General features: G+C 66.1%; 10 protein-coding genes and 4 pseudogenes. 3 read left to right on the top strand and 11 right to left on the bottom strand.

The window, feature by feature from the left end:
• From ACEI37_RS27615 to ACEI37_RS27640, 6 genes and pseudogenes are all read right to left on the bottom strand, one after another.
• Positions 1-529 (bottom strand): annotated as a pseudogene (locus ACEI37_RS27615) (molybdopterin molybdenumtransferase MoeA); the annotation flags it as partial.
• Complete coding sequence (gene fdhD / locus ACEI37_RS27620; protein ID WP_116314130.1) at positions 523-1,368, bottom strand: formate dehydrogenase accessory sulfurtransferase FdhD; 846 nt, start codon at positions 1,366-1,368, stop codon at positions 523-525. The gene fdhD and the pseudogene ACEI37_RS27615, both read right to left, overlap by 7 nt.
• A 126-nt stretch (positions 1,369-1,494) precedes the next feature.
• Positions 1,495-3,826 (bottom strand): annotated as a pseudogene (locus ACEI37_RS27625) (FdhF/YdeP family oxidoreductase).
• Between the two features lie 191 nt (positions 3,827-4,017).
• Entirely contained in the window at positions 4,018-4,821 is an 804-nt protein-coding gene (locus ACEI37_RS27630) for a carboxymuconolactone decarboxylase family protein (protein WP_373380350.1), read from the bottom strand.
• Positions 4,799-5,299 carry a cupin domain-containing protein gene (locus ACEI37_RS27635; RefSeq protein WP_373380351.1) on the bottom strand — a complete coding sequence of 167 codons (501 nt, stop codon included), beginning with the start codon at positions 5,297-5,299 and terminating at the stop codon, positions 4,799-4,801. The genes ACEI37_RS27630 and ACEI37_RS27635 overlap by 23 nt, the downstream gene beginning before the upstream one ends.
• Positions 5,300-5,376: 77 nt before the next feature.
• Positions 5,377-5,874 (bottom strand): cyclophilin-like fold protein, encoded by a 498-nt coding sequence (locus ACEI37_RS27640; RefSeq protein ID WP_373380352.1) that lies wholly within the window; start codon positions 5,872-5,874, stop codon positions 5,377-5,379.
• Between the two features lie 385 nt (positions 5,875-6,259).
• Here ACEI37_RS27640 and ACEI37_RS27645 point away from each other — a divergent pair, with 385 nt between their 5' ends.
• Positions 6,260-7,207, top strand: a complete 948-nt coding sequence (locus ACEI37_RS27645) for a lactate dehydrogenase (protein WP_115713691.1) — start codon at positions 6,260-6,262, stop codon at positions 7,205-7,207.
• 56 nt (positions 7,208-7,263) lie between these two features.
• Positions 7,264-8,741, top strand: a pseudogene (locus ACEI37_RS27650) (DASS family sodium-coupled anion symporter).
• 72 nt (positions 8,742-8,813) lie between these two features.
• On the opposite strand, the gene ACEI37_RS27655 reads toward ACEI37_RS27650, so the two are convergent.
• Positions 8,814-10,355, bottom strand: a complete 1,542-nt coding sequence (locus ACEI37_RS27655) for a transglycosylase SLT domain-containing protein (protein ID WP_373380353.1) — start codon at positions 10,353-10,355, stop codon at positions 8,814-8,816.
• Positions 10,356-10,520: 165 nt separating this feature from the next.
• On the opposite strand from ACEI37_RS27655, the gene ACEI37_RS27660 reads away from it, so the two are divergent.
• On the top strand, positions 10,521-11,072 hold the full coding sequence (locus tag ACEI37_RS27660; RefSeq protein WP_326348252.1) for a GNAT family N-acetyltransferase: 552 nt from the start codon (positions 10,521-10,523) through the stop codon (positions 11,070-11,072).
• A gap of 30 nt (positions 11,073-11,102) precedes the next feature.
• Here ACEI37_RS27660 and fabI read toward each other — a convergent pair whose 3' ends face one another.
• The 4 genes and pseudogenes from fabI to ACEI37_RS27680 all read right to left on the bottom strand — a co-directional run.
• Entirely contained in the window at positions 11,103-11,885 is a 783-nt protein-coding gene (fabI, locus tag ACEI37_RS27665) for an enoyl-ACP reductase FabI (RefSeq protein WP_116314122.1), read from the bottom strand.
• A 77-nt stretch (positions 11,886-11,962) separates the two neighbouring features.
• The gene (locus ACEI37_RS27670) at positions 11,963-13,153 is read right to left on the bottom strand and encodes an acetate/propionate family kinase (protein ID WP_373380354.1); all 1,191 of its coding nucleotides are present in this window, start codon (positions 13,151-13,153) and stop codon (positions 11,963-11,965) included.
• 4 nt (positions 13,154-13,157) lie between these two features.
• A pseudogene (locus ACEI37_RS27675) lies at positions 13,158-14,095 on the bottom strand (phosphate acetyltransferase).
• Between the two features lie 75 nt (positions 14,096-14,170).
• The coding region (locus tag ACEI37_RS27680) for a DUF3141 domain-containing protein (RefSeq protein ID WP_373380355.1) at positions 14,171-15,148 on the bottom strand (978 nt) is incomplete at its 5' end.

Below are 15,148 nucleotides of genomic sequence, written 5' to 3' on the forward strand. Positions count from 1 at the left end.
TCAGGATCGCCACCTCGACCAGCCGGCAGACTTCGGCCTCGGCCACGCCCTGGGATGCCAGCGCGGCAATATGGCCGGCATGCAGCAAGGTGCCTGCCGACAGCAGCTGGTCCCCCCGGCGCGCATCCTCGCCCTGGCGGCGGATATGCTGGCCGGGCAGCGGCGGGCGCGCGCACACCATACCCTGGTAAGTCTCGTCGGCATCCTCCAGCGCGACCACGGCGTCGGCGCCGGGCGGGATCACGCCGCCGGTGTAGATGCGGATGGCATGGCCGGGCAGCAGCGGCTGCGGCCGGGTGCCGGCATAGACCACCTGCTGCAGCGGCAGGCAGGCATCGGCGCGGCAGTCCGCGCAGCGCACCGCATAGCCATCCATGGCGCTGCGGTCGGCCGCCGGCGTATCGATCACCGCGGCCACGTCGCGGGCCAGCACGCGGCCGGTCAGCAGGCCCAGCCACACGGTCTCGGTCTCGCGCACCGGCTGCGCGCACATTGCGAAGACGGCCTGGGCCTCGTCGAAGTTCAGCATGCCGCGTCTCCGCGCGTGCCTTGCATAGACGCACTGGTGTAGTCGACGTAACCGTCCTGCCGGCAGAAGCTGAGCAGACGCACACCGGCCTGCTCGGCGATGCGGATGGCCAGCGCGGTCGGTGCCGAGATCGTCGCCAGCATCTGGATGTTCATGCGCGCGACCTTGCGCACCAGTTCATAGCTGGCGCGGCTGGACAGCAGCACGAAACCGTCCGCCATGTCCACGCGCTGGATCGCCAGGTGGCCGATCAGCTTGTCCAGGCCATTGTGGCGGCCGACATCCTCGAACACATGGAGGATCTCGCCGCCGGCATCGCACCAGGCCGCGGCATGGACGCCGCCGGTGGCCTGCATCAGCCGCTGGCGCGACGGCAGCGCGGCGACGGCGCGCTCGATCATGGCGCGCGACGGCGCGATCCGGGCGGCCGGCTCGGGCATGCGCGCCGGCTCCAGGTCCAGCAGCGCGATGCTTTCGAGACCGCACACGCCGCAGCCGGTGCGTCCGGCCAGCGCGCGCCGGCGCGCGCGCATGGTGGCGAAGGCGTGTTCGCTGATCTCCATCTGCACTTCGGCGCCGTGCGCATGCATGCGCACCTCGAGATCGTGGATCTCGGCGTTGCGTGCGACGATGCCCTCGGTCAGCGAGAAGCCGACCGCGAAGGCCTCGAGGTCCAGCGGCGTGCACATCATCACCGCATGCGAGATGCCGTTGTACACCAGCGCCACCGGCAATTCTTCGGCGACGTTGTCGGTAGCCGGCTGGGTCTCGCAGCGCTTGTGCCGCACGATGTCACGCGTTTCAAAGCCGGTGTGTCCGGCCAGTTCGGTGGATTCCATTGGGGTGTCTTGAAGAAAACTGATGCAGCGCTTGCGGTAGCTCCACCCCTCTCCCGCGCTGCGGGAGAGGGGTGCGTTCACCAGGGGCGTCGGTCGCTTGATGAGTGGTCTTGCGCGGGCGCGGGATCAGCTCGGCGCGGTTTGCTGGTGCCGTGAGGGTGTCAGCAGCACCGGCACCGACTTGGACGTGGGCGTGCCGCAGCCATCGCCTGTGCTCTCCAGCGGCACCAGGGGGATTGGTCTCGGGGTAGTACGCCCCGACGCACCCTTGCGGGATGTCGTATTCGACCAGCACGAAGTCCTCGACCCGGCGTTGTACGCCGTCGTCCCAGACGCTGGTGATGTCGACGTGCTGCCCCGCCTCCAGGCCCAGCCGCGCCAGGTCCGCGGCGTTGATGAAGACCACCCGGCGCAGGCCGAACACCCCGCGGTAGCGGTCGTCCAGGCCATAGATCGTGGTGTTGTACTGGTCGTGCGAGCGCGTGGTCATCATCACCATCAGCCGGTCGCCATACTGCTGGCGCGCACGGTTGATGGGGGTGTCCTTGTCGATGCGGTTGACCAGGAACTGCGCCTTGCCCGATGGCGTATGCCAGACCCGGTGGCACGCCGGCGGGGTCAGGTGGAAGCCGCCCGGCACCGCCACGCGCTCGTTATAGCTGTCGAAGCCGTCGATCACCTGCTCGATGGCATCGCGGATGCGGGCGTAGTCCTGCGCATACCAGAGCCAGTCGATCGTCTCCGAGCCCAGCGTGGCCGCCGCCATGCGCGCGACGATGGCGATCTCCGACAACAGGTGCGGCGATGCCGGCGCGTTCATGCCGAAGGAGATATGGACCATGCAGACCGAGTCCTCGACCGTCACGCCCTGCGCCACGCCGTCCTGCTGGTCGATCTCGGTGCGGCCCAGCGTCGGCAGGATCAGGGCTTCCTTGCCGTGCACCAGGTGGCTGCGGTTGAGCTTGGTGGCAATGTGCACGGTCAGGTCGCACTGGCGCAGCGCCGCGAAGGTGCGCGGCGTATCCGGCGTGGCGGTGGAGAAGTTGCCGCCCAGCCCGACAAAGACCTTGACCTTGCCCGCCAGCATCGCCGAGATGGTGTGCACCACGTCATAGCCATGCTGGCGCGGCGGCTCGAAGCCGAAGGCGGCCTGCAGGCGATCGAGGAATTCCGGCTCGGGCTTCTCCTCGATCCCCACCGTGCGGTCGCCCTGCACGTTGGAATGCCCGCGCACCGGCAGCAGCCCGGCTCCCGGGCGGCCGATATTGCCGCGCATCATCATCAGGTTGGACAGGATCTGCACCGTCGGCACCGAATGCTTGTGTTGCGTCAGCCCCATGCCCCAGCAGGCGATCACGCGCTTGCCGCGCGCATAGACCTGCGTGAGCGCGTCGATATCCTGCTGCGGCACGCCCGACTCGGCAACGATGTCGGCCCAGCTTTCGGCACGCAGGTCATCGACAAAGTCGCTGAAACCGACGGTGTGCTCGCGCACGAAGTCCACGTCGATCAGGCGCTCGCGGCCGTGACGGATGGCCTCGTCGTCCAACTCGAGCAGGCGCTTGGCCATGCCCTTGATCAGCGCAAAGTCGCCGCCCAGCCGGGGCTGCACGAACATCGACGCGATCTTGGTGCTGGACCCGGTCAGCATCTCCACCGGGTGCTGCGGGCTGGTGAAGCGCTCCACGCCGCGCTCGCGCAGCGGATTGATCGACACGATGGTGGCGCCGCGCCGGGCGCATTCGCGCAGTTCGCCCAGCATGCGCGGATGGTTGGTGGCCGCGTTGTGGCCGAACAGCAGGATAGTGTCGGCATGCTCGAAGTCATCCAGCACCACGGTGGCCTTGCCCACGCCGATGGTCTGCGGCAGGCCACGGCTAGTGGCCTCGTGGCACATATTGGAGCAGTCGGGAAAGTTGTTGGTGCCATAGGCGCGCACGAACAGCTGGTACAGGAACGCGGCCTCGTTGCTGGCGCGGCCCGAGGTATAGAACGCGGCCTGGTTCGGATCCGGCAACGCGCGCAGGTGGCGCGCGATCAGCGCAAAGGCCTCGTCCCAGGCGATCGGCCGGTACTTGTCGGTCTGCGCATCGTAGGCCATCGGCTGCGTCAGGCGCCCGTGCTGCTCCAGCTCATAGTCCGTCTGCGCCATCAGCGACGTCACCGTGTGTGCTGCGCGAAAAAACTCCGGGGTCACGCGCATGCTGGTCGACTCGGCCGCCACCGCCTTGACGCCGTTTTCGCAGAACTCGAAGGTCGAGGCATGCTGCCGGTCCGGCCAGGCACAGCCGGGGCAGTCGAAGCCGTCGGCCTGGTTCTGCTTGAACAGCATCTTGTAGTTGCCGCCGGCCACCTTCTCCTTGATCAGGTTGATGGCAACGTACTTCAGCGCGCCCCAGCCGGCGGCGGGATGGGTATAGGGGGCGATGTGGCCTGTTTCAGGCTTGGGGGTGCTCATTGGCTTGGTGTCCTGTAACGGGGCGCCGCCCGGCCCGTCCTGTCTTGCGGAGCCAGGACGGCCGGAGCGTTGCGGTGACACCAGAGTAGATTTCCGGCGGCCTGGCCGGTGTGTACAAAGCGGAGGGCGGGCAGGGAGTACAGTTTTGTGGTGTGCCCCGAAGCGGCCGCGACGCAGCCGCGGCAACCGTTCTACTTCGCGCCAGGGGCAGTGGCCAGATGCCGCGCCAGGGCTCCGCCGGCCCTTCGGGCGCTGTCGGCATCCACGCGTTCGGCAAGTACGCGGGTAAGCTGCCGCAGTTGAGCGGCCGTGAGGCCGACGTTCAGGCTGATACGCATGTGCGCCTGCAGCTGTGACTCGGCGCCGGGCAGCGCCGACAGCATGCCGAGCGTGGCCAGTTCGCGGCTTTGCCAGTCGAGGTTGTCGCGCTCGAAGATATCGCCGAACAAGTGGGTCTTCAGGTAGTCATCGATGGCCGGGGCGAAGTCAAACAACGCGCCCTTGACCGGCGCGCCGGACAAGCGGGTCTGGTTGGCGGTTCCCGCGGCCAGCAGCGCGTCGCCCTGCGGCGGGGGGCGGCTGGGCAAGGTGCCGGCTGCGTCCCGGATGCCGCGCTGCCTGCGCCCTTCCACCACCTTCATCAGTTCGGCCAGCGCATTGAGGCTGCGCGGAAAGCCGGCGTAGGCGTATAGCTGCACCAGGATTTCCTTCACCTCATTGACCGTCAGGCCGGCATCCAGCCCCTGGTTCAAGGCGCCGTTCAGCCTGGCGATGTCGCCTGCGGCACCCAGCGCGCCGATCGGCACGATGGCCTGCTGGCGCGCGGTCAGGGTTTCAGCTGGGCTAGGTGCGGCTGCTGGCGTGCTGGTCATGTTGCGGGACTCCTGCGCTGCCGGGGCAGCATGGCTCGCGGCGACAAGGCCGCAGCTGGTAACCAGTGCGATCACGCAGGCCCGCAAACCCCGGCGCAGCCTAGCGGGCGTTGTATTGCGCATCGGTGACCTTCTCCATCCATGTGACGTTCTTTCCTTCCACGGTGCCGGTGACGGCAAGGTGGGTCATCGCGGTGGAGGGCGCAGCGCCGTGCCAGTGCTTGACACCGGGGGGACACCAGACCACATCGCCGGGACGGATCTCCTGCACCGGCTTGCCCAATTCCTGCGTGAGTCCCACGCCCGATATCACCACCAGTCGCTGCCCGGCCGGGTGCGTGTGCCAGGCCGAGCGCGCGCCGGGCTCGAACGTCACCAGCCCGCCGGAGGCGTTGATATGCGGGTCGGCCGGCCAGACCGGATCGATCCGCGCCCGGCCGGTAAAGTAGTCGGCGGGACCGGCCATCGACGGCTGGCTGCCGGCGCGTGCGATCTGCTGGGCGGGTGCGCCCGGCGGCGAACTTGCCTGCGGACCTGCTGCGCAGGCGACTGCGCATGGCAGCGCGGTGGCACACAAGGCCAGGGTCTTGAGGTCGTGCATGAGCCTCCTTGATGGATTAAAACCGGGGCGGTGGCCAATGACACGGGCCACACGGCCTCTACGTCGCGCGGCACGCGTCAGGGTTCAACCCGCTCGATCCGTACCTGGTATGGCCCCGGCTGTGCCAGGATGGGCAAGCCTTCGTTCACCTTGCCAAGCGGCAGCAGGCTGCGCGCATAGGGCCGGCCCTGGATGAAAATCGCCAGGTTGCCCCACGGTGCGTAATGGGTCAGCTCGCCGGCCACGGGAGCCATGCCATCAGGCGCGCCCTGCGTGGACAGCTTGCGCGGCAGGCCGGCGACGCGTTCGATGGTGGCGTAGTCCTCCATCGCCAGCGATAGCGGCAGCAATGCGGCGAAATCGCGCGCGGTAGCGTTGTCGTACAGCGTGGCGGTGGCGCTCTGGCCGTTGACGGTCAGGCGAATCTTCATGAGGGTCTGGTTCGAACCGGACTGCGGCAACCAGGCCATGGCCTGGGTCGGCAAGCAAGCTGCCAGGGCAAGCAGCGCACTGGCGAGCAGCCGCGGCGCCCGGCGCTGCAAAGGGGTCCAGGGAGGAAATCGACGCGTTGTCATCCGCTGCATCTTCGCGGATTCATGCCGGACTGAGTAGCAAATGGATGCTTAAAGGCTTTATAAGCCGGGCTAATCAATGGCCGCGCGCCGACTGGCTGATACGCGGGACGAATCAGAGCTCCCGTGAGTGCGCGGACCGGCTGTGAGGTGGGGTTGAAAATGGTGCATGGTTGCCCTAGTGTTCATACGGCGAATTCGACAGCTACGCCTCCCTTGCGTCTGGCGCAACCGGCAAGACTAAACATCGAGCGGCATATCCGTCCATCCCGGCCATACCATGTCAATGCAATTTAGGGGCATTCGCGCGCCGTGGCATCTTCACCACTGAAAGGCGTGGATGCCGATAAGTCGGGCCGTTGAATACATGTCCCAACGGAGGCATGCGATGCGTCAGCCCAAGATTGTCATTGTTGGGGCGGGCCTGGTGGGCGGCTCAGCGGCACTATTTACGGCTCTGGCCATTCCAAGCGCAGAGATCGTCGTCATCGACCTCGCGCGAGTCCGGGCGGAAGGACAGGTGCTCGACCTGGCCCATGCCGCGGCGTTCTGGGGGCACAATCGCTTCCACGCTGGTGAATACGAAGACGCCCGCGACGCAGATATCATCGTGATAACGGCCGGCGTCGGTGTGAAACCGGGCCAGACACGCCTGGACCTGGCCAAGACGAATGCGGAAGTCGCGCTCGAAATTGTCGATCGGGTGGCCGGGCTCGCACCCAATGCAATTTACGTCATTGCCGCCAACCCCTGCGACGTTCTTGCCGCTGTCGTATTTAACCGCCTCGGTTGCGCGCGGGCGCGTGTCATTAGTACTGGCACCTCGCTCGATACGGGGCGACTGCGCTCGCTGCTCTCCGAGCGCCTGGGCGTCGTCGCACCGGCGATTCATGCGTACGTCCTGGGCGAACACGGCGAGTCCGCACTGATCGCCTGGTCCGGGGCGACGGTTTCCGGGATGCCCCTCGACGCATTCCTGACCAAGACCGGCAAGGAGCTCGGGCCTGCCAGCCGCGATCTGATCCTGCGTTCCGTCCACGAAGCAGCCAAGCTGATCAAGGAAGGAAAAGGTGCCACCCACTATGGCATCGCCAGTGCGATCGGCCGCATCTGCGAGGCTCTCGTGCACAACACCGACCTGATCATCACGGTCGGTATCGTGCATGCCGAAATCGAAGGAATTTCCGAGGTATGTCTGTCGCTGCCGCTGGTGCTCAATAGCACCGGCGCCCAACTGCTGGCCTACCCGGACCTTGACGCCATTGAGCGTACGTCCCTGCAACGCAGCGCAAGCATCGTCAAAGAGGCGACCGACAGCGTCCGGGCAGCCCTGTAGATGCATGGCTTCAGGCTGGAAACTCGTCAAAATACAATGCCATCAGGAGGCAAATCATGGCTCTGTCTCATGCCAAGAAAACGCCGCCGTCGAGTACTCCCGCGACGAAGCCAACACTTCCCGCCAGTCAACTTGGTAAGACCTGGAAATTCCTGGTCCCGCTTGGCATCGGCATTATTTTGTGGTTCCTTCCGCCGCCGGCCGGGCTAGAGCCAAAAGCGTGGCACATGTTTGCAGTATTCGTTGCCACCATTGCCGGCATCATGACAGCACCGCTGCCGATGGCGGCAGTCGCCATCATTGGCGCAACCGCAGGCGTGCTGGTTGGGGTCGTGTCTTTTGCAGACGTGACCAGGTCCACGGGTACCGATTTGGTCTGGCTCGTGCTGCTCGCCTTCTTCATTTCCCGCGGCGTAATCAAGACTGGTCTGGGGCGTCGGATCGCGTTGCTCTTCATGCGACTATTGGGCAAGCGGACAGTGGGCTTGGGTTACGGACTGGCCATGACCGAACTGCTGATTTCGCCCGCCATGCCAAGCATCACCGCCCGCGCCGGCGGAGTCATGCTGCCGATTACCCGTGCGATCGCAGAAGTGCTTGGCAGCCATGCCGGCGATCCCGAATCCCGGGGCAAGGTAGGAAGCTATCTGATCCTTTGTGCCTTCCACGCGAATATCATTACGGCGGGGATGTTCATCACCGCGATGGCAGGTAATCCGCTTTCCGTCAAGCTGGCCGCAGACCAGGGGGTCTCGATCAGCTGGCTTGAGTGGGCGGTGGCTGCGTCCGTCCCCGGGTTGCTATGCCTGGCGATCATTCCCCTGGCCATGCTGTGGATTGCCCCGCCGGAGATCCGGAAAACGCCCGATGCGACGGCGCTGGCGCAGAGAGAGCTTGCTGCGATGGGGAGCATCTCCTCCAAGGAGATCATCATGGGCACGATCTTCATCGGCTTGCTGGTCCTCTGGATTTTTGGCGAGTACCTGAAGATCAGTGCGACGCTCGCCGCTGCCATCGGTGTCTCGCTGCTTTTCATCACCGGTGTGCTGACCTGGCAGGACGCCCTCGACGAGAAGTCAGCGTGGGACACCATGATCTGGATTGGCTTGCTTATCATGCTTGCGTCCAAGCTCAACGAATACGGCATGGTCAAGTGGTTCGGCAAGGAATTCGGCGCCTATCTCGAGGGCTTCCCGAGGCTGGCTGTCTATATGCTGGTGGCGGCAATCTACTGCTACATACACTACTTTTTCGCCAGCGCCACGGCACATATCAGCGCTCTGTTTCCACTGTCGATGGCACTGATGGTTGCCGCTGGCATCCCTCCCTTCACCGCAGCCGTGGCCCTTGGCATTCTGAGCAACATCAACGGTTGTCTGACGCAATACGGCATCGGTTCCGGTCCCGTAATGTTTGGCGCTGGCTATGTTTCGCAAGGAGATTGGTGGAAGGCCGGTTCTTCATGAGCCTGATCTACATGGTCATCTGGCTGGTCGTGGGTCCGCTTTGGTGGAAGTTGCTCGGGCATGTCTGAGGCGCAGCCCTCTTGCCAGCAACGGTCCCGCAGGTAGTTGCCAGGAGGCCCTCTATGGTTTGGCTGCCGCCGCTATTTCTGCACCTGCCTGATCGCGCGCTCGCGCGACGCCTGCATGTCCTGCATCAGCCGGTACGCCGCGTAGTACTTGAAGATATTGCGCACATAGGTGGTGGTCTCGATGCCGATCTTCTCCGCCACCACGATCTCGACGTTGTTGAACCACTTGTCGGGATCCAGTCCGCGCGCCGCCGCTTCCTTGCGCATCTTGGCGATATTGCCCGGCCCGGCGTTATAGCTGGCGAAGGCGAACAGCGGCCGGTCCGCTTCCGAGAAATGCGCGTCGGGGAAGTACTTCGTCATCAGCCGGTCCATGTACTTGGCGCCGGCGTGGACGTTGGCCTCGGCCATCCGGATATTGCCGACATTCAGTTCCTTGCCGGTGGCCGGCATGATCTGCATGATGCCGACCGCGCCCACATGGCTGCGCGCCTCCTGGTTCAGCTGTGATTCCTGGAAACCCTGCGCGGCCAGCATCAGCGGGTCGAAGCCATAGTCCTTGCCGTACTTCTCGAAAAAGGCGATGGTCTGCTGGAAGCGCTTGTACTCGGCATCGTCGGTATTGTTCTTGATCTGCTTGATGCGCAGCATGGTCTGCTTTAGCCGGTACTCCGCTCCGCCCTGCTTCTTGACGACATTGAGGTAGAAGTCCTCGATTGCCTGCCGCAGCTGCGGGCTGTTCTTGCGGTAGGCCCAGCCGGTATAGCTACCATCGCGCACGGCCAGGTCTTCGCGCACCTTGACGTTCGGCAGGATCTGCGCCCACATCGCAGCCTTCCAGTCATCGACCACCAGGATCTGCAGCACGCCCGCGTTGAGCATCTCGAGCGCGTCTTCGTCCTCGAGCGCGTCGGGCAGCATGACCAGCTTGACCGGCGCCTTGCCGGCGCGGCGCAGGCCGTCGTTCAGCACGGTCAGGCTTTCGAAATAGCTGCTGGCGCGACGGACATGCACGGTCTTTCCGGCAAGATCGTCGAGGCGCTGCAACGGCGGCGCCTTTGGCCCCGTGACCACCAGCTCGCGCACCGGCTTGCGGTCGCGCGGCGCGGTGAAGTCCACCTGCCTGAGCCTGCTTTCGGTCTCGGTGAGGTTGCCGGCGGCGATATCGCCAAGCCCCGCCATCAGGTCGGGCAGCAGCCGGTCGCGCGTGGTCGGGATGATGACGATGGTCAGCGGGCGCTTGCCGAGCTGGTCGGCGTATTTCTTGTTCAGGTAACGCTCGAAGTCACGCACCAGCTCGGCGGTCAGTCCGCGCTCGCGGCCCTTGTCGCTGAAGTAAAGCGTGCGGCTGTACGGCACCAGCACGCGAATGACGCGGCTCTTGAGCATCACGTCGAAGTCGCCGGTACGGGGCTTGTTGGCAAGGTTCAGGCCGCGCGGCGTGGCGGGAGTGGCCTGGCCGGTCGCGGCGGTGGCGGCAGGGGACGACGCTGGCGGATTTGGCGATGGCGGAGCTTGCTGGGCTGCGGCAGAGGGTCCGCAAAGGCTGAGCGCGCCCATCAGGCCGTACAGAAGAAGGCCTGCCAGCCAACGGGAAGGGCGGACAGCGGACATGGCGGGATCGCAAGCCGTGCAAGCAAGCGCGCGGGTTGCTCATATGGAGTCTAGGCATGAAATGGGGAGTTGCAAGCGTGTGCCGGCACCGGCATTGCGCATCAACTACTATGAACTGGATCTGCCCAGGTTATTCCCTGCTCACCTCATCTATCTTCACTGCCCATGCAAGAGCGCGATCCGGCAACCGTATTTGCACCATTCAACGTCACCGTGCGCGACGGTCGCGAGCTCCTGGTGCGGGAGATCGGCGAACGTGACAAGGCCGGCCTGCTGGCCGCGTTCAACCAGCTGTCCGCCGATGCGCGGTATACCCGCTTCATGGCGGCCATGCGGCAACTGCCGGAGGCAATGCTCGAGCAGGCGACGCATCCGTCGCCGGAGCGCGAGTTTGCCCTGGTGGCGATCGCCACGGAGAACGACGCGCCCGCCATCGTCGGCGGCGCCCGCTATGCTGCCGCACCGGGCAGCGACGCTTGCGAGTTCGCCGTGACGGTCAGTGACGACTGGCATGGGCTGGGCCTCGCCAGCCAGTTGCTGCGGGTACTGATCGATGTTGCCAGGCGCCGCGGCTATCGGCGCATGGACGGCTATGTGCTGTCGTCGAATACCGCCATGCGACGCCTGGCGAAGCGCCTGGGATTTGCCGACACACCGTGCCCCGACGACGCCACGCTGCGTGTCGTCACGCTGGCGTTGCAGGCCAGCGGGCAATAACTGGCGCGGGCGCCCGGTCACACCCGGCGCTCAGGCCATGATGTTGACGCCCCCATCGACATACAGGGTTTCACCCGACAGCCGCCGGGCGTACGGCGTGGCCAGGAACGCGCAGGTGTAGCCCACGTCCATGATGTCGACCAGTTCGCCGAGCGGCGCGCGCTGCACCGCGTCGGCGAGCATCAGGTCGAAATCCTTCAGGCCCGATGCGGCGCGGGTCTGGAGCGGCCCGGGCGAGATCGCATGCACGCGGATACCCTGCGGGCCAAGTTCGTACGCCAGGTAGCGCGACACCGCTTCGAGCGCCGCTTTCACGGGTCCCATGACGTTATAGTTCGGCACCACCTTGTTGGCGCCGTGATAGCTCATGGTGAACATCGTGCCGCCATCGCGCATCAGCGGCGCCGCCAGGCGGGCCATGCGTATGAAAGAGTGACAGGAAACGTCCATGGCCCGGGCGAAGCCTTCCGCCGAACAATTGAGCAGGCCGCCCTGCAGGTCGTCCTTCGGGGCCCAGGCCACCGAATGCAACAGGATATCGAGCTTTCCCCACTGGTCCCGGATCCGCGTGAACAGCGCATCCATTTCCGCCTCGCTGGTCACATCCAGCGGAAGGAAGATCGGGGCGGAAAGTTCCTCTGCCACCGGCTCGACATATTGACGGGCTTTTTCGCCGGCATAGGTGATGGCAACTTCCGCGCCCAGTTCGTGGAAGGCCCTGGCGCAACCGTAGGCAATGGAATGCGTGTTCGCAATCCCGCAGACGAGTGCCCTGGCATTGGCGAGAATCGGCTGTCTGTTCTCGGGTGTCATGTCGCGTCCCCTGAAGGTTCATTGCTGACGCGGCGCCCATCGCGCCCCGTCGGTCCACTGCTCTGCCGGTTCGGCGGTCATGGCGCGGGCGTCGCGATGATCTCCCGGGTATGCCTGGCGATCATCAACTCCTCGTCGGTCGGGATGACCCAGACGGGTACCTTGCCCGATACCTCGCTGATCCGCGGCCCGTTACGCGCATTGGCCGCGGCATCGATGCTTACGCCCAGCCATGCCGCCTGTCGGCACACGCGCTCGCGAACCGGTGCCGCATGCTCGCCGATGCCCGCGGTAAATACCAGCGCGTCCAGTCCTTGCGCGGCCGCGGCGAGCGAGCCAAGCTCGCGCGCGATGCGGTACGTGTACACCTCGACCGCAAAGCGGGCACGCGCGTCGTCGCTGGCAAGCAGTGCGCGCATATCGCTCGACACGCCGGACATGCCGAGCAACCCCGACCTGCGGTAGATCAGGTCCTCGATGGCCCCGGCATCCATGCCGAGCTCGCCCATCAGGTACAGGATCACGCCCGGATCCAGGCTGCCGCAGCGCGTTCCCATGGGCAGCCCGTCCACGGCGGTGAAGCCCATGGTGCTGGCCACGCTGCGCCCCGCCACCAGTGCGCACATGCTGCTGCCATTGCCGAGATGGGCGACGACGGTGCGGCCCGCGGCCGCGGCGGCGTCGATGCGCGGCAGGACGCTGGCAATGTACTCGTAGGACAATCCATGGAAGCCATAGCGCCTGACGCCGCGTCCGGTAATCTCCACCGGCAGCGCGAACGCCTGCGCCGCTTCGGGCTGCGCGCGGTGGAAGGCGGTGTCGAAACACGCCACTTGCGGCAAGGCCGGACGCCGCTGCGCGAGAATGCGGATGGCTTTGAGATTGTGCGGCTGGTGCAACGGCGCGAGCGGGCAAAGCGTGTCGAGCTCCGCCAGCAGCGCATCGGTCACCCTTGCCGGCTGCGTGAAGCGCACGCCGCCGTGCACCACCCGGTGCCCCACCGCGGCGAGCGTATGCCCTTCCCCATGGCCGCGCAGGAAATCCGCCAGGTAGGCGATAGCGCCTTCGTGCCCGAGCTGGGTGCCGGCATCCCACTGCCTGGCTTCGACTTCGGCGCCGGCCGCATCGGCCGCGCGAAACGCCGGAGCGGTGTAAAGCCCTTCGACGCTGCCGCGCAATACCAGCCTCAGTGCGTTGTCATGGACATCGTAGGCGCGGTACTTGAGGCTTGACGAGCCTGCGTTCAGGACCAGGATGATCTCTGCCATGACGTCACCCCGCCACCTGGGTGGACTCTCGCCGCGCCTTGGCGACCAGGGCAGCCACCGCGCACGACGCCAGCCGCGTCGTCACCGTGTCGGCACGGCTGGTCAGGATGATGGGCACGCGCGCGCCCAGCACGATGCCGGCGGCATCCGCGCCGGCAAGGAACGTCAGGCTCTTGGCGAGCATGTTGCCGGCGTCCAGGTCGGGCACCAGCAAGACGTTGGCGCGCCCGGCCACCGGCGAATCGATCTTCTTGATGCGTGCCGCATCCAGGTTGATGGCATTGTCCAGCGCGAGCGGGCCGTCGACCACCGCGCCGGTGATCTGGTGGCGGTCGACCATCTTGCACAGCGCGGCGGCTTCGATGGTGGATGGCACCTTGGGATTGATGGTCTCCATGGCCGACAGGATCGCCACGCGGACTTCCTTCAGTTGCAGGGCGTGGGCCAGGTCGATCGCGTTCTGGAGGATATCGGCCTTTTCGGACAGGGTCGGGGCGATATTGACGGCGGCGTCGGTCACGATCAACGCGTCCTCGTGCCCGGCACGTCCATCACGAAGCAGTGGCTGATGCGCCGGGCGGTGCGCAGGCCGCTGTCGGCCCCGACCACCGCCCCCATCAGCTCGTCGGTGTGCAGGCTGCCCTTCATGATGGCCTCGGCCTTGCCTTCGCGCACCAGTTGCACCGCGGCCGCAGCCGCCGCCTGGCTGTGCGGCGCATCGACGATCGGGTACGCGCCGAGGTCGATGCCGCTGGCACGCGCGGCGTCCTCGATGCGGCTGCGCGGCCCGACCAGGATCGGCGCGATCAGGCCCATGCGGGCCGCCTCGGCTGCGCCTTCCAGCGACGCGTGATCGCATGGATGCGCCACCGCGGTCGGGGTGGGCGGGATGGTCTTGCAATAGTCGATCAGCCGCTGGTACTTCTCATGTCTGGCGTTCACGGCATGCTCCTGCTCTGGTTTCAGCGTGGTCGGCGGGCGGCGCTGGGTACCCACGTGGTCTCGTACCGCATCGCCCTAGGACGCACGGGTGAGCGGTGCGCCAGCGGCGCGGCCGCGCTCGGGTTTCGGCGCCAGCACCGCGCGGATCCGCCCCAGCATCGCAGCCTGCTCCGCCGTGGGGCTGGTGCCAAGCAGGCGCTCGTCGGTGCGCAGTTTTTCGGCCAGCGCATGCAGCCGCTGGCGGTCAGCCTGGTGCCTGAGCAAGGCCGGCAGCGTCTCCAGCGCCTGCTCGGGCGCGTACCGGGTGATCAGCTCCTGCTGGCCCCGGGTCTTGCGCCAGGCGTCAGGGGGCAGTTCGGGCAGGAAGTCCGCGTAGTCCGTCACCAGCTCCTTGCGCAGTTCCAGCCGGGACAGCGGCAACGGCTCGCCCTTGCGATTGAGCAGGCAGGCCAGCCGGGCAATCGCCTCGGTGTAGCCGCCCTCGCCGACCGAGGCCAGCGCGGCCCTGACTTCCGGCGGTTCCTGCGGTGCCATGGCTGCCGGCGCGGAAGGCTTGTCCAGCGACAGGAACGAGAACAGGTTGGCGTACAGGTTGAAGAACGATGCCTCCGTCATCGCGTCGCGCACGGCGCGGTAAGCGTCGAGGCCGGCACTGAGCATTTCCGCCCCCGCCTGTTCTTGCTGCCTCAGCGGATGGTCATCCGCCATGGCCTGGCGGTTCGCCCTGACCGCCTCGGCCGCGGGCTTCAGCCAGGCCATCCAGGGATTCAGGTCCGAGAACGCCCAGTTCTGCACCCGCAGCGGATGGAACTCGCGCAGCATCCGTGCCGACGCCTCGTTCGACATGGCCTGGACCAACGGTTGCGCGAACAGTTCATAGGCGCGCTGGTTGAAGTCCGACAGCGCGGCAACGGCCTCGAACGGTTTCTCGTCGGCCCGCTCGAAGCGGTTGAGCCGGCCGGCGAGCTCCTCCAGCGAATGTTCCTCGAACTCGACCTCGTATTCGATGCCATCGCCGCGCTTGTGTTCATGGATGACCATGCCGTAGAGGCC

Source organism: Cupriavidus nantongensis (genome assembly GCF_041726985.1).
In the GTDB taxonomy this organism is placed as follows: Bacteria; Pseudomonadota; Gammaproteobacteria; order Burkholderiales; family Burkholderiaceae; genus Cupriavidus; species Cupriavidus nantongensis_A.

Coding starts and splice junctions, on each gene's coding strand:
- ACEI37_RS27630 (WP_373380350.1), bottom strand. CDS start 4,821: ATGCGCAATACAACGCCCGCTAGGCTGCGCCGGGGTTTGCGGGCCTGC.
- fdhD (WP_116314130.1), bottom strand. CDS start 1,368: ATGGAATCCACCGAACTGGCCGGACACACCGGCTTTGAAACGCGTGAC.
- ACEI37_RS27645 (WP_115713691.1), top strand. CDS start 6,260: ATGCGTCAGCCCAAGATTGTCATTGTTGGGGCGGGCCTGGTGGGCGGC.
- ACEI37_RS27640 (WP_373380352.1), bottom strand. CDS start 5,874: ATGACAACGCGTCGATTTCCTCCCTGGACCCCTTTGCAGCGCCGGGCG.
- ACEI37_RS27660 (WP_326348252.1), top strand. CDS start 10,521: ATGCAAGAGCGCGATCCGGCAACCGTATTTGCACCATTCAACGTCACC.
- ACEI37_RS27655 (WP_373380353.1), bottom strand. CDS start 10,355: ATGTCCGCTGTCCGCCCTTCCCGTTGGCTGGCAGGCCTTCTTCTGTAC.
- ACEI37_RS27670 (WP_373380354.1), bottom strand. CDS start 13,153: ATGGCAGAGATCATCCTGGTCCTGAACGCAGGCTCGTCAAGCCTCAAG.
- fabI (WP_116314122.1), bottom strand. CDS start 11,885: ATGACACCCGAGAACAGACAGCCGATTCTCGCCAATGCCAGGGCACTC.
- ACEI37_RS27635 (WP_373380351.1), bottom strand. CDS start 5,299: ATGCACGACCTCAAGACCCTGGCCTTGTGTGCCACCGCGCTGCCATGC.